This window comes from Streptomyces sp. LaBMicrA B280 (genome assembly GCF_049222185.1).
Taxonomy (GTDB): Bacteria; Actinomycetota; Actinomycetes; order Streptomycetales; family Streptomycetaceae; genus Streptomyces; species Streptomyces murinus.
Genome location: NZ_JBMJCT010000016.1, coordinates 1 through 14421 on the forward strand (window position 1 = coordinate 1; position 14421 = coordinate 14421).

11 protein-coding genes and 1 pseudogene are annotated in these 14421 nt (G+C 72.9%); 9 read left to right on the forward strand and 3 right to left on the reverse strand.

Features of this window, described 5'->3' with window-relative positions; translation table 11 throughout:
- From ACLF5H_RS16100 to ACLF5H_RS16120, 5 genes are all read left to right on the forward strand, one after another.
- On the forward strand, positions 1–803 hold an 803-nt coding region (locus tag ACLF5H_RS16100), incomplete at its 5' end, for a 2-oxo acid dehydrogenase subunit E2 (protein WP_421676759.1).
- Positions 804–995: 192 nt separating this feature from the next.
- The gene (locus ACLF5H_RS16105) at positions 996–1619 is read left to right on the forward strand and encodes a GntR family transcriptional regulator (RefSeq protein WP_421676760.1); all 624 of its coding nucleotides are present in this window, start codon (positions 996–998) and stop codon (positions 1617–1619) included.
- A 293-nt stretch (positions 1620–1912) separates the two neighbouring features.
- Positions 1913–4624, forward strand: coding sequence for a pyruvate dehydrogenase (acetyl-transferring), homodimeric type (gene aceE, locus ACLF5H_RS16110; RefSeq protein ID WP_421676761.1), 2712 nt, complete (start codon positions 1913–1915; stop codon positions 4622–4624).
- Positions 4625–4700: 76 nt separating this feature from the next.
- A complete protein-coding gene (locus ACLF5H_RS16115) occupies positions 4701–5678 on the forward strand; it encodes a helix-turn-helix transcriptional regulator (protein ID WP_421676762.1) in 978 nt (325 codons plus the stop codon).
- Between the two features lie 58 nt (positions 5679–5736).
- On the forward strand, positions 5737–6255 hold the full coding sequence (locus tag ACLF5H_RS16120) for a DUF4240 domain-containing protein (protein WP_421676763.1): 519 nt from the start codon (positions 5737–5739) through the stop codon (positions 6253–6255).
- Here the strand turns inward: ACLF5H_RS16120 and ACLF5H_RS16125 are convergent.
- Complete coding sequence (locus tag ACLF5H_RS16125) at positions 6245–7144, reverse strand: peptidoglycan recognition protein (protein WP_421676764.1); 900 nt, start codon at positions 7142–7144, stop codon at positions 6245–6247. The two genes, ACLF5H_RS16120 and ACLF5H_RS16125, sit on opposite strands and share 11 nt — an antisense overlap.
- Before the next feature lie 196 nt (positions 7145–7340).
- On the opposite strand from ACLF5H_RS16125, the gene ACLF5H_RS16130 reads away from it, so the two are divergent.
- The gene (locus ACLF5H_RS16130) at positions 7341–8522 is read left to right on the forward strand and encodes a MarP family serine protease (protein WP_421676765.1); all 1182 of its coding nucleotides are present in this window, start codon (positions 7341–7343) and stop codon (positions 8520–8522) included.
- A gap of 55 nt (positions 8523–8577) precedes the next feature.
- On the opposite strand, the gene ACLF5H_RS16135 is transcribed toward ACLF5H_RS16130, so the two are convergent.
- The gene (locus ACLF5H_RS16135; protein WP_421676766.1) at positions 8578–9066 is read right to left on the reverse strand and encodes a GNAT family N-acetyltransferase; all 489 of its coding nucleotides are present in this window, start codon (positions 9064–9066) and stop codon (positions 8578–8580) included.
- A gap of 311 nt (positions 9067–9377) precedes the next feature.
- Here ACLF5H_RS16135 and ACLF5H_RS16140 point away from each other — a divergent pair.
- A pseudogene (locus tag ACLF5H_RS16140) lies at positions 9378–10756 on the forward strand (NAD(P)/FAD-dependent oxidoreductase).
- A gap of 79 nt (positions 10757–10835) precedes the next feature.
- Here the strand turns inward: ACLF5H_RS16140 and ACLF5H_RS16145 are convergent.
- A complete protein-coding gene (locus tag ACLF5H_RS16145; protein WP_421676767.1) occupies positions 10836–12290 on the reverse strand; it encodes a regulator in 1455 nt (484 codons plus the stop codon).
- Positions 12291–12521: 231 nt separating this feature from the next.
- Between ACLF5H_RS16145 and lipB the strand changes: the two genes are divergently transcribed.
- Both lipB and lipA read left to right on the forward strand, forming a co-directional pair.
- Positions 12522–13319 (forward strand): lipoyl(octanoyl) transferase LipB, encoded by a 798-nt coding sequence (gene lipB, locus ACLF5H_RS16150; protein ID WP_421676768.1) that lies wholly within the window; start codon positions 12522–12524, stop codon positions 13317–13319.
- A gap of 116 nt (positions 13320–13435) precedes the next feature.
- On the forward strand, positions 13436–14401 hold the full coding sequence (lipA, locus tag ACLF5H_RS16155) for a lipoyl synthase (RefSeq protein ID WP_421676769.1): 966 nt from the start codon (positions 13436–13438) through the stop codon (positions 14399–14401).
- Positions 14402–14421 lie beyond the last annotated feature (20 nt).

Here is a 14421-nt window from a genome sequence, read left to right on the forward strand (position 1 = left end):
CGAAGGCGCCCGCCGCCGCTCCGGCTCCGGCCGCCGCGGCCGCCCCGGCCGCCAAGAAGGCCCCGGCGCTGGAGGCCTCCCCGCTGCGCGGCCAGACCGTCAAGATGCCGCGCATCCGCAAGGTCATCGGCGACAACATGGTCAAGGCGCTGCACGAGCAGGCCCAGCTGTCGTCGGTCGTCGAGGTCGACGTGACGCGGCTGATGCGGCTGCGCGGCCAGGCGAAGGACTCCTTCGCGGCCCGCGAGGGCGTCAAGCTCTCCCCGATGCCGTTCTTCGTCAAGGCCGCCGCGCAGGCGCTGAAGGCCCACCCGGTCATCAACGCCAAGATCAACGAGGCCGAGGGCACGATCACCTACTTCGACACCGAGAACGTCGGTATCGCGGTGGACTCCGAGAAGGGCCTGATGACCCCGGTCATCAAGCACGCCGGCGACCTCAACATCGCGGGCATCGCCAAGGCCACGGCGGAGCTGGCGGGCAAGGTCCGTGCCAACAAGATCACCCCGGACGAGCTGTCCGGCGGGACCTTCACCATCTCCAACACCGGTTCGCGCGGTGCCCTGTTCGACACGATCATCGTGCCGCCGGGCCAGGTCGCGATCCTCGGTATCGGTGCCACGGTCAAGCGTCCGGCCGTCATCGAGACCGAGGAGGGCACGGTCATCGGCGTCCGCGACATGACCTACCTGACCCTCTCCTACGACCACCGCCTGGTCGACGGCGCCGACGCGGCCCGTTACCTGACGGCGGTCAAGGCGATCCTGGAAGCGGGCGAGTTCGAGGTCGAGCTCGGCCTCTGACCCCGATCGAGGCTTTTGGCCTGATCAAGCGGTACGACACCCCGTCCGGAACGTTCCGGGCGGGGTGTTCGTGTTTGTCGCCATGCCTCCCGTGTAAGCCTCGTCTCACCTGCGCCGAAGCGCCCCCCGCGCACACTCCCGCCGAGCGAAGCCGCCGTATTGTCTAGATGTCAGCCCCCGGGAGGAGCCCTCATGACCGCGCCCGTAGTCCACTCGCTGCGCGAACAGATCCGCGAGCACATCGTGGAGGGCATCGTCAGCGGGCGCTGGCAGCCGGGCGAGCGCATCGTGGAGCGCCGTATCGCCACCGAGCTGGAGGTCAGCCAGACCCCGGTGCGCGAGGCGCTGCGGGAGCTGGAGACGCTGCGGCTGATCGAGTCCGCGCCGAACAAGGGCGTCCGGGTCCGCAATCTCACCGCGGCCGACCTGGAGGAGAGCTACCCGGTCAGGGCCGGCCTGGAGGCCATCGCCGCCGAGCTGGCCGCCGACCGCCTCGCACTGGACTGCTCGGCCCTGGAACCCCATGTGCTGGCCCTGTACGAGGCCGACCGCGCCGCCGACGGCACCGCGCAGGTGCGGCACACCGTCGGCTTCCACCGCGAACTCGTGCGCGCCGCCGACAACTCGGTGCTGCTGCACACCTGGGAGGGCCTCGGCATCGAGGTCTTCACCGCCCTGTCGATCCGCTGGCTGGGCACGGTGCAGCAGTCGTACGCCGAGGAGCACGAGGAACTGGTGCAGGCGTTCAAGCGCCGGGACCCGCGGATCGCGGAGCTGGCGAAGGCGCACGTCCTCGGCTGCGCCCCCCGCGCCTGATCTGACGTCCGGCTGATGCCCGACTGACGCGGCCGCACCCGAGCACACCCCCGCTCACCTGGGAAATCCCTGATCAAATACGGCACCGGGTGCCCAGTTCCAAGGCACCGGGTGCCGACTTTCTTGGAATCAAGAGGTTTTCCCGCTCAACCCTTTGATCGATCATCGATCAGGGAGTTACAGTCACCGACGGACTTCCACCCGAGGTCCTCTGCCCTGTCCTGCCAAAGACCAAGGGCACCCCCGAACCCTTACCGATGAGGGAACCCCCTTCGACTGAGGAAGGCGGCGACATGACCGACCCCCACGCCATCCAGCCGAGCGAGCTCGACCAGCTCCCGGACCGCGACCCTGAGGAGACCGCCGAATGGCAGGCCTCCCTGGACGCCGTGGCCAGGGAGGCAGGCCCGCATCGCGCCGCGTACCTGATGCGGCGCACGCTGGAGCGCGCCGAGGCGGGCGGCATCACGCTGCCGAAGCTGCTGGAGACGGACTACGTCAACACCATCCCCACCTCCGCGGAGCCGGGCCTGCCCGGTGACCCGGAGCTGGAGGCCCGGATCACCGCCTGGAACCGCTGGAACGCGGCCGCGATGGTCACCCGGGGCAGCAAGCACGGCGTCGGCGGCCACATCGCCACCTTCGCCTCCGCAGCCTGGCTCTACGAGACCGGCTTCAACCACTTCTTCAAGGGCAAGGACACCGGGGAAGCCGCCGGGTCCGGCGACCAGCTGTACATCCAGGGCCACGCCTCCCCCGGCATCTACGCCCGCGCCTTCCTGGACGGCCGTCTGAGCGAGGCGCAGCTGGACAACTTCCGCCAGGAGGCGGGCGGCGACGGTCTGCCGTCGTACCCGCACCCGCGGCGGCTGCCCTGGCTGTGGGAGTTCCCGACCGTCTCCATGGGCCTCGGCCCGCTGTCGGCGATCTACCAGGCGCGCTTCAACCGCTACCTGACCAACCGCGGCATCAAGGACGTCTCGTCCTCGCACGTATGGGCGTTCCTCGGCGACGGCGAGATGGACGAGCCGGAGTCCACGGCGGCCCTCGCACTCGCCTCCCGCGAGGGTCTCGACAACCTGACCTTCGTCATCAACTGCAACCTGCAGCGCCTGGACGGCCCGGTCCGCGCCAACTTCAAGATCGTGCAGGAGCTGGAGGCCCAGTTCCGCGGCGCCGGCTGGAACGTCGTCAAGACGCTGTGGGGCACCGCCTGGGACGAGCTGTTCGCGCTCGACACCACGGGCGCGCTGGTCCGCCGGCTGCGCCAGGTGCCGGACGCGCAGGTGCAGACGTACCAGACCCGCGACGCCGCCTACATCCGCCAGGACTTCTTCGGCGCCGACCCGGCGCTGGCGGAGATGGCGAAGCTGCTCTCGGACGACAAGATCCTGGAGTGCTTCCACCTCTCCCGCGGCGGTCACGAGGCGCGCAAGGTCTACGCCGCGTACAAGGCGGCCGTCGAGCACAAGGGCGCGCCGACCGTGATCCTGGCCCAGACGGTCAAGGGCCACACCCTGGGCGAGGGCTTCGCGTCGAAGAACGCCAACCACCAGATGAAGAAGCTGACGGTGGACGAGTTCAAGACGATGCGGGACCTGCTCGGCCTGCCGATCAAGGACAGCGACTTCGCCGACGGCGTGGTGCCCTACGGCCACCCGGGCGCCGACTCCCCCGAGGTCCGCTACCTCCAGGAGCGCCGCGCGGCCCTCGGCGGCCCGGCCCCGGCCCGCCGTACGCACCCGCTCGCCCCGCTGCCCGCCCCGGCCGAGAAGGCGTTCGCCTCCTTCGACAAGGGCTCCGGGTCGCAGAACGTGGCGACCACCATGGCCTTCGTCCGCCTCGTCAAGGACCTGGTCCGCGACAAGGAGACCGGCAAGCGGTGGGTGCCGATCGTCCCGGACGAGGCGCGCACCTTCGGCATGGAGTCGCTCTTCCCGTCGCTCGGGATCTACTCCCCCAAGGGCCAGACGTACGAGCCGGTCGACCGCGACCAGCTGATGTACTACAAGGAGGCCAAGAACGGCCAGATCCTCAACGAGGGGATCACCGAGGCCGGTTCGATGGCCGACTTCATCGCCGCGTCCACCGCGTACGCGACGCACGGCGAGGCGATGATCCCGTTCTACATCTTCTACTCGATGTTCGGCTGGCAGCGCACCGCCGACCAGATGTGGCAGCTCGGCGACCAGCTCGGCCGCGGCTTCCTCGTCGGCGCCACGGCCGGCCGTACGACCCTGACGGGCGAGGGCCTCCAGCACGCCGACGGCCACTCGCCGGTGATCGCCGCGACCAACCCGGCCGCGCTGTCGTACGACCCCGCGTTCGCCTACGAGGTCGCGGTGATCGTCCGCGAGGGTCTGCGCCGGATGTACGGCGAGGCGAAGCCGGGCGAGGACCAGAACGTCTTCTACTACCTCACCGTCTACAACGAGCCGCTGCCGCAGCCCGCGAAGCCCGGTGTCGCCGGTGTCGACGAGGGCATCGTCAAGGGCCTGTACCGCTTCAACACCGCGGAGTCCGCGGGCGTGACCGTCCCGGCCAACGCCCCGCGCATCCAGCTGCTGGGTTCCGGTACGGCGATCCACTGGACGCTTCAGGCGCAGCGCCTGCTGGCCGAGGAGTGGGGTGTCGCGGCCGATGTCTGGTCGGCGACGTCCTGGACCGAGCTGCGGCGCGACGCGCTGGAGGCCGACGCGGCCCTGCTGCGCGGCGAGGAGCGGGTGCCGTTCGTCCGCCGGGCGCTCCAGGGCGCCGAGGGCCCGGTCCTCGCGGTCTCCGACTACATGCGCCAGGTCCCGGACCAGATCGCGCAGTGGGTCGACCAGGACTGGTCCTCGCTCGGCACCGACGGCTTCGGCATCTCGGACACCCGTCCGGCCGCCCGCCGCCACTTCGGTGTGGACGCCGAGTCCATCGTGGTCGCCGCCCTCGCCCAGCTCGCCAAGCGCGGCGAGGTCAAGGCGACGGCGGTGAAGGAGGCCCGGGAGAAGTACGGGCTGTAGTCACCGCGGTTCCGAGAAGGGGTACGGCTGCTCGCCGTACCCCTTCTTTGTCAGTGCCTCCCGGCATCATGGGGCCATGCGTGCGGCCCGGCTCATCAAGATGGTCCTGCTCCTCCAGGCGCGGGCGGCCATGACCGCCGGTGAGCTGGCGCGGGAGCTTGAGGTGTCGGAGCGGACGGTGACCCGGGACGCGCAGGCCCTGTCGGAGGCGGGGGTGCCGGTGTACGCGGACCGGGGCAGGGCCGGCGGATACCGGCTGGTCGGGGGGTACCGGACGCGGCTGACGGGGCTGGGACGCGACGAGGCGGAGGCGCTGTTCCTCAGCGGGGTGCCGGGGGCGCTGCGGGAGATGGGGCTCGCGGACACGGCGTCGGCGGCCCGGCTGAAGGTGGCGGCGGCGCTGCTGCCCTCCCTCCAGGACGCTCCCCGGGCCGCGGCCCAGCGTTTCCATCTGGACGCGCCGGGCTGGTTCCGCGCGCCCGAGACGCCCGCGCTGCTGCCCGCGCTGGCCTCGGCGGTGTGGGACGACCGGTGCGTCACGGCCCGCTACCGGCGCGGGGACGGCGAGGTGGCGCGGCTGCTGGAGCCGTACGGACTCGTGCTGAAGGCGGGCGCCTGGTATCTGTGCGCCCGGGTGCCGGATCCGGGGGCCTTCCGCACCTACCGCGTCGACCGGTTCACCTCGGTCGACGCGGCGGACACCCGCTTCCACCGGGACGAGGACTTCGACCTGCCCGCCCACTGGTCCGCGCAGGCCGAGCGGTTCGCGCGCTCGCTGCTGCGCGCCGAGGCCGTCGTACGGCTCTCCCCCGAGGGGGTGCGCGGACTGCCGGGCGCCGTCGACGCCCCGGCCGCCCGGGAGGGGCTGGCCGGTGCCGGGGAGCCGGACGGGGCGGGGTGGGTGACGGTGACGCTGCCGGTGGAGTCGGAGGAGGTCGCGTACGCCCAGCTGACCGGGCTCGGCCCCGAGGTGGAGGTGCTGGCGCCGGAGAGCCTGCGGGCGCGCTTCGTGCGGGACGCGGCGCGGCTCGCCGCGCTGTACGGAACGGGGTGACGCGGCCGCCGTACTCCCGCGTGCGCCCCATCGGCGAAGGCCCGATGCTGGAGCGGTGATGGACGAGACGGAGTTCTGGGAGCTGGTCGACAGCACGCGCGAGGCCGCCGGGGGCGATCCCGAGGACCAGGCCGAGCTGCTGGTGGACCGGCTCACCCAACTGGACCCGGAGCGGGTCCTGGACTTCGCCCGTCACTTCGAGGCCCGCTACAACCGGGCCTACCGCTGGGACCTGTGGGGCGCGGCCTGGGTGCTCCTGGACGGTGCGGGCGACGACGCGTTCGACTTCTTCCGGTGCTGGCTGATCGGCCAGGGCCGGGAGGTGTTCGAGGGCGCCCTGCACGACCCGGACGCGCTGGCCGGGCTGCTGGGCGACTTCGACGAGGAGGTCGACGGCGACGCGGAGGAGCTGGGGTACGCGGCCGACGAGGCGTACGAGCAGCTCACCGGCACCGTGGCGGCCGACCTCGGGATCCCGCCCGCGCCCGCGGAACCGGCGGGCACCCCGGTCGACCTGGAGGATGAGGCGCTGCTCGCCGAGCTCTATCCGAGGCTCTGGGAGCGCTTCAGGGACTGAGGGGGCTGAGAGGGGCGGACGGGGTGCGCGTGGCGCGCGGTGTCGGCGTGGTGGGGGCCCGGCCCTGGAGGCGGGCCGCGGTCTCCCTGATCTCGGGCAGGCGGGCGGTGAGGGCGGCGCCCGGGCAGTTGGTCATGAAGCCGTCGTTGTGGCCGGAGACGGCGGGCAGCGTGACGGCGGTGCCCGCGCGGAAGCGGCTGTGCCCGTTGCTGGAGACCAGCCGCACCCGCCCGCGCGGATCGATGTCGGCCGGGCCCAGTTTCCAGGCGGCGAGGGCCGCGATGGCGTCCGTCATGGCGCGCGGCACCGGCACGCCCGCGGTGAAGGTGCCGATCGCGGCGATCCCGGCGGTGCGGTGGTTGAAGCCCTGTGCGTGGGCGCCGGTGACGGCCCGGTCGGCGCCGCCCGCCCGGCCCTCGTAGATCGTGCCGCAGCGGTCGACGAGGAAGTTGTAGCCGATGTCGTCCCACCGCCGGGCGCCGGTCTGCCCGGCGTACAGACGGCGGATGATCTCGGGGGTGTCGGCGCACTTGTAGGCGTTGGACGAGTCGGTGTGGTGCACGAAGACGGCGATCACCTTGTCGTCGTAGCGCGGCGGCGGCTGGCTGTGCCCGGCGGGGGCGCCGGCCAGCCAGGCGGAGCGCGGCACGATCAGGGGCCGCCCGGCGAGGTGGGTGCTCCCGGTGCCGGGCGCGGCGGAGCGCAGATCGAGGGCGGCGGGCCGCTCCACGCCGCGCGCGTACAGGGCGAGCGCGAGGACGGCCATCAGACCGGGCAGGGAGCCCAGCAGCACCAGCAGCGGGCCGGGGAGCCGACTCGGCCGGGGCGGGCGCGGCGGTCGTGCGGTGAGCGAGCCGCGGGTCCCCCTGGCTCTTCGGACGACGGACATGGTCCCACTCTCGGACCGCTCACCCCTGCCCGCGATGTGCGCTGTGCCACCTGGCGGAACCGACGTCCCGGTCCGGGACGTTTCTGCGGATACAGGCACACGTGGCCGGTTCGCCCGCGGCGCCCGATCATGTACCTGTGACCCTTCAGCGGGCCCGACCCGCCCGTGTGAGGGGTCCGGAGAGAGAGGCGGCTCCGTGGACCTGCTCGACCTGCTGCTGGTGCTGGTGATCCTCCTGTACGCCGCGTCCGGTTACCGGCGCGGCCTGGTGGCCGGGTGTGTCTCGCTGGCCGGGTTCGTCGGCGGCGCGGTCGTCGGCGTATGGGCGCTGCCGTGGGTGACCGGCCAGGTGGCGCGGGGCACGGCCACGGCGACGGTGCTCGCGGTGCTGACCGTGCTGGTGCCCGCCGCGCTGGGCCATGAGCTGGCGGGCCGGCTCGCGCTGCGGCTGCGCGGGGGCCTGGACAAGGGCCCGCTGCGGGTGGTGGACGGCGTCGGGGGCGCGGCGGCCAACGCGGTCGCGGTGCTGATCGTGGCCTGGGTGGCGGCGAGCGTGCTCAGCGCGGCCCCCTCCCCCGCGCTGACCTCGGCGATCCGGGACTCCTCGCTGCTCGGCGCCGTCCAGCGGACGATGCCGGAGACCACGCCCGCCTGGTTCTCCCGGGCCACCTCGGCGCTCACCGACGCGGGCTTCCCGCAGGTCTTCAATCCGTTCGAGAACGAGTCGACGGCGCAGGTGCCGCGCCCCACCGGAGACAGCGTCACGGCGGCCGCGACGAACGCCGCCAAGGCGAGCACGGTCAAGATCGAGGGGGTCTCGGGCAGCGAGGGCCGGGAGGGCAGCGGGTTCGTGTTCGCGCCGGGGCGGGTGATGACCAACGCGCATGTGGTGGCGGGCATCGCCCGGCCGAGCGTGCGGGTGGGCGGGGTCGGCCCGGTGTATCCGGCGCGGGTGGTGCTCTTCGACCCCGACCGCGATGTGGCGGTGCTGTACGTGCCGGGGCTGAACGCTCCGGTGCTGCGCTTCGACACCGGTGCCTCGCGCGGGGACTCGGCGGTGGTGGCGGGCTATCCGCAGGACGGCAGCCTGAATCTCCAGGCGGCGACCGTGGGGAACCTGGTGCGGGCGACCGGGCAGAACATCTACAGCGACGGCGCGGTCACCCGGGAGATCTACTCGATCCGCTCCACGGTCCGGCCGGGCAACTCCGGCGGGCCGCTGCTGACGACGGACGGCCGGGTGTTCGGGGTGGTGTTCGCGCGCTCCACCTCGGACGCCGAGACGGGGTACGTGCTGACGGCGTCCGAGGTGGCGGCGGACGCCCGGCGGGCGGCCACGGCGACGGCGGCGGTGGACACGGGCGCGCTGGTGGGCTGAGCGTGGCCGCCCTGACCCTCCTGGCCACCCTGGCCGCCAGGTCCGCCCGGTCCGCTTACAGGGCGCGGCCCATGGAGATGTCGTCGACGTAGGCGCCGTCGAGGAAGAACTCTTCCGGGCTGACGCCCTCCACGGTGAAGCCCTCGGCCTCGTAGAGCTTCCTGGCCGGGGTGTTGTGGCCGAGCACCCGCAGGTTCAGCCGGCGGGCGCCGCGTGCGCGGGCCTCGGCCACGGCGGCCCGGATCAGCGCCCGGCCCAGACCCCGGCCGCGGGCCTCCTCGGCGACCACGAAGCCCTGGATCGTGAGGATGTGCGCGTGGGCGGGCAGCGGGATCATCTGGGCGAGACGGACATAGCCGACGACACGGCCGGCCAGTTCGGCGACGAGGAAGTCGGCCGGGCGGTGGCGCTCGTCGAAGAGCGGCGGGTACGGCGGCTCGGGGCGGGGCATGACCGCGTGCAATGTGGACCAGGTGGCCCGGTCGAGGTGGGCGAGGGGTTCCTCGTCGGCGGGCGTGGCGGGGCGTATGTGCGGCTCGGGCATGGTGGTCACCCTAAGTGTGCGGCCCCCGGGCGGCCTACGGGGTTTCCTTGTCCGCGCTCCGGGCGGCCCAGCGACCCTCCTGTCCGCGCTCCGGGCGCGCGCGGGCGCTTCGGGGTGGCGCGCAAGGGCGTCGTGCGGCGCGCGGAACGGATGTGACCGTATGCGACCTCTATGCGACCGTGCCCTGTCCATGCGCGACTCCTTACGACCGATCACGGCGCTGATACTCGACCCGAACTCGGGTATCCCTGAAGCCGGTTGGGGGCACAACGTCTCCACCGACCGCTCAGCGCAACCACAGGAGGGGCCTCGTGCTTGAGCCCGCGAACCAGGTGGACGTCGTCATCGTGGGGGCCGGAATCGCCGGACTCTCGGCGGCCCACCGGCTCACCAGCGCAGGAGTAACGACCGCAGTCCTGGAGGCCGCCTCTTATGTCGGCGGCCGCATGGCGACGGAGAAGGTCGACGGTTTCCGGCTCGACCGGATCGGACAGCTGCTGTCCACGGCGTATCCCGAGCTCCGGCTGACGCCGGGGCTGGACTCCCTGGTCCTGCGGTCCTTCGCGCCGGGCGTGCTGCTGCACCGCGACGGGCGCACCCATCGGGCGGGCGCCCCGGCGAACGGAGGAGGCGCAAGGGGCGCACTCCATGCGGTGCGCGCCCTGGCGAGCGCCCCCAGGGGGGCGGCGGCGCCGCCCGGAAGGGGCGGTGGCGCGCCGGTGGGCGGCGCGATGGACCAGGCGTGGACCAGGCGCGCCTCGGCGCGGCGCTGAGCCGGATCGCCGCGATGCCGGTCGAACGGCTGCTCGCCCGCCCGGAGCTGCCCGCGGCCCAGGCCCTCGCGGCCCGGGGGGTCCCGGCCCGCACGGTCCAGGGGTTCCTGCGGCCGCTGCTCGCCGCGCTGCTGTGCGACCCGGAGCTGACGACGTCCAGCAGGTGTGCGGACCTCGCGCTGCGGGCGTTCGCGGGCGGGCGGCTGTGTGTGCCGGAGGGCGGCGCGGACATGCTGCCGGAGGTGCTGGCGCGGGCGCTGCCGCGGGGCACGGTGCACACCGGGGTGCGGGTCACCTCGGTGTCCACGACCTCGGTGACCACGGCGGAGCACGGGCAGATCCGCTGCCGCGCGGTGCTGCTGGCGACCGACGCGCGCTCGGCGGCGGAGCTGCTGCCGGGGCTCAGGGTGCCGGAGTTCCACCCGGTGACGGTGGTCCACCACACGACGGACGAGCCGGCGGCGGCGTTCGCCACCGGGGCGTCGCTGCTGCTGGACGCGGACCGGGGCGGCCCGGTGGCGCACACGTCGGTGCTCAGCAACGTGGACCCGAGCCGGGCGCCGGGCGGGCGGGTGCTGATCTCCTCGACGGTGCTGGGCACCCCGCCGCAGGGCGTGGACACCGCGGTCCGCATCCATCTCTCCCGGCTGTACGGCATGTCCACGCGCCGCTGGGAGACGCTGGCCGTGCATCACACCCCGGAGGCGGTCCCGGTCATGCGCCCCCCGCACGACCTCCGCCGCCCGGTGCGCCTCCTGGCCGGCCTCTACGTCTGCGGCGACCACCGCGGCACCAGCACCCTCCAGGGCGCCCTCCACTCCGCGCACCGCGCCGCCAGGTCCATCCTCTCGGACCTGGGCACCACCGGCTCCCTGCACGCGGCCGACCCGGCCCCGACCCTGCCCAAGGCGGCCTGACCCCGCGCCGCCGGGCCACCACGACGGCGTGACCCGGCGGAACCGCGCCCGCTCCCGGCCAAGTCGGCCGGGCGCGGCGTCAGTTCAGGGCCGCCACCTTCTCGTGGTACGTCCGCGCCGGGGCCGCGTCCTTGTAGGGCTCCAGGCGGCGTTCGAAGTCGCGGATGTACTCGATGGCGCGGGCGCTGCGCATCTCGGCGGCCTGGGCCGCGGCCTCCGTGGCCAGCGCGCACGCCTGGTCGAGCTCGCCGAGGCCGAGGCGGGCCGTGGCGAGGACGACCCGGCAGAACAGCCGGCTGCGGGCGTACGCGGGGGCGCGCAATTGAAGCGAACGCTCCGCGTGTTGTGCGGCCGCCCGGAACTGCTGGAGGTCGCGGTGGCAGTGCCCCAGCTCGTCCGCGAGCTGTGCCTCGTCGAAGAACCGCGCCCAGTACGGCACTTCGTCCCCGGGCCGGGCCGCCTCCAGCGCCCGCTCGGCCCGCACCAGCGCCGCCGTGCACGCCCGCACCTCCCCCAGCACCCCGTGCGCCCGTGCCTCCGCCGCGTGCAGCAGCGACTGCACGGCCGGCGGTCCCCCGGTGCCGATCCCCTGCTGGGCGACCCGCGCGAGCTGCACCGCCTCCCTGCCGTGCCCGAGATACACCGCCTGCCTGCTCATCGTGACCAGCACGAAGGAGCCGTACGGCCGGTCCCCCGCCGCCTGCGCGAGCCGCAGCGCCTGCACGAAGTACCGCTGGGCCAGCCCGTGCGCGGCGATGTCGTACGACGTCCAGCCCGCGAGCCGGGTCAGGTCCGCGGCGGCCGAGAACAGCCGGCGCCCAGTGCTCTCGTCGTAGCTCCCGCGCAGCATCGGCTCGCACTCGTGCTCCAGGTACCGCACCAGCGCCTGCCGCGCGTGCCCGCCGCCGAACCGGTCGTCCAGGGTGCGGAACAGCTCGCCCACCGAGCGCAGCGCGGCGATGTCGCCCGCGCCGACCCGGTGCCCGGGGATCCGCTCCAGGGGGCCGCGCGCCCGGGGCCGTCCGACCGGGGTCCGCAGCACGCCCGGCCGCCCCTGTGCGGGCACCCGGGGCGCCGGTTCCCGGGCCACCCGGTCGTCGGGCTTGCCGATCAGCCAGTCCCGGCTGGGCACCACGAGCCCCGCCGGGGTGAACGCGATCTTGCGCAGCTCGGCATGGCTGCCGGAGTCCTTGCGCCACAGCCCGCTGACGATGTCCACGGCCTCCTCCGGGGTGGCCGCGAACTCCAGCCCGGCGTACACCGGCGCACACGCGTCCAGGCCGAGATCCTGGGCGGAGAGCCGGCGCCCGAGCCGGCGGGTGAACACCTCGGCGATCAGCGCGGGCGTCGTACCTCTCGGCTGCTGACCGCGCAGCCAGCGGGTGACGGAGGTCTTGTCGTATCTGAGATCCAGCCCGTGTTCCAGGCCGAGCTGGTCGACGCGCCGGGCCAGACCCGCGTTGGAGAACCCCGCCTCTGCGATGAGCGCGGCGAGCTGGCGGTTGGGGGTGCGCTGCGCGGGTCGGTCCGTCATCTGTGGTGCGGTCTCCTGCCTCCGGGCGTCTTTAGTGCCGGGATTGCCTGTGAGCAGCCCTTTTGGCCTCATGGACGGCGCGAATGTAGCGGAGAGTGAGCACCCGCTCGGATACTTCAGCTTTCATTCATCCGATCGTGTGAGGATTGCCCGCAGGGCTGACGGCTCACGGACGGACGTACAGTGACGTGGGCGCGTTACGTGCCTGACATCGCTAGGGAGGCGCTTGCCGTGAGTGAATTGCGGTTCGTCCGTATGGGGTTCGGCGCGGAGGCCGTCGACTACCAGGAGGCATGGGACGAGCAGCGCCGGGTGCACGCCGCCCGGTTCGCCGATGAGATCCCGGACACCCTGCTGCTCCTGGAGCACCCCCCGGTCTACACGGCGGGCCGGCGCACGGAGGACAGCGAGCGGCCGCTGGACGGCACTCCGGTGATCGACGTGGACCGCGGCGGCAAGATCACCTGGCACGGTCCCGGCCAGCTGGTGGGCTACCCGATCCAGAAGCTGCCGCGCCCGGTGGACGTGGTGGCGCATGTACGGCGCCTCGAAGAGGCCCTGATCCGCACCTGCGCGGAGTTCGGCCTGGAGACCACCCGCGTCGAGGGGCGCAGCGGCGTCTGGGTGCTCGGCGACCCCGTCGAGCGGCGGCCCGCGATCGGCGGCCTCTCCCTCGACTTCGACCCCCGGCTGACCGACGAGGAGTTCGACCCCCGTCTCAACGGCCCCGAGTACGCCCCCTCCAACGCCGGCCAGCGCCGCGAGGACCGCAAGATCGCCCAGATCGGCATCCGGGTCGCCAAGGGCGTCACCATGCACGGCTTTTCGTTCAACGTCTGCCCCGACATGAAGTGGTTCGACCGCATCATCCCCTGCGGCATCCGCGACGCGGGCGTGGCCTCCCTGGCGAGCGAGCTGGGCCGGGACATCACGGTGGAGGAGGTCGTACCGGTGGCCGAGAAGCATCTGCGGGAGGTCCTGGAGGGCGCCGACCTGAGGCCCCGGCCGATCGAGAAGGCGTCCGCCTGACGATCCCCCGAACGGGAATGCGCCCTGCGGTCATGAGGTTGATCTCGTCGCCAGGGCGTGCAGAACACGGGCGTACCCTGGGGGACGCCGAAGAATCAAAGCTGAGGGAGCCGGTCGTGTCCGCAGTCGCACCCGACGGACGCAAATTGCTGCGCCTGGAGGTCCGCAACAGCCAGACCCCCATCGAGCGCAAGCCCGAGTGGATCAAGACCCGGGCGAAAATGGGCCCCGAGTACACCAAGATGCAGAACCTCGTGAAGAGCGAGGGCCTGCACACGGTGTGCCAGGAAGCCGGCTGCCCGAACATCTATGAGTGCTGGGAGGACCGCGAGGCCACCTTCCTCATCGGCGGCGACCAGTGCACCCGTCGCTGCGACTTCTGCCAGATCGACACGGGCAAGCCCGAGGCCCTGGACCGCGACGAGCCCCGCCGGGTCGGCGAGTCCGTGGTCACGATGGACCTCAACTACGCCACCATCACCGGTGTCGCACGCGACGACCTGGCGGACGGCGGCGCCTGGCTGTACGCCGAGACCGTGCGCCAGATCCACCAGCAGACCGCGGAGCGCGCGGACGGCCGTACGAAGGTCGAACTGCTCGCCCCGGACTTCAACGCGGTCCCCGAGCAGCTGGCCGAGGTCTTCGAGTCCCGCCCCGAGGTCTTCGCGCACAACGTCGAGACGGTGCCCCGGATCTTCAAGCGGATCCGCCCCGGCTTCCGCTACGAGCGGTCCCTGAAGGTCATCACGGACGCCCGTGACTTCGGCCTGGTCACCAAGTCCAACCTGATCCTCGGCATGGGCGAGACCCGTGAGGAGGTCAGCGAGGCGCTCCGGCAGCTGCACGAGGCCGGCTGCGAGCTGATCACCATCACGCAGTACCTGCGCCCCTCCGTGCGCCACCACCCCGTCGAGCGCTGGGTGAAGCCGCAGGAGTTCGTGGAGCTGAAGGAGGAGGCCGAGGAGCTCGGCTTCTCCGGTGTGATGTCCGGCCCGCTGGTGCGCTCCTCGTACCGCGCCGGCCGGCTGTACCAGATGGCGATCGAGAAGCGCGGGAGCTACGTCGCCGGCCAGGCGGTGTGAGCCCGGCGGGTGAGCACCCG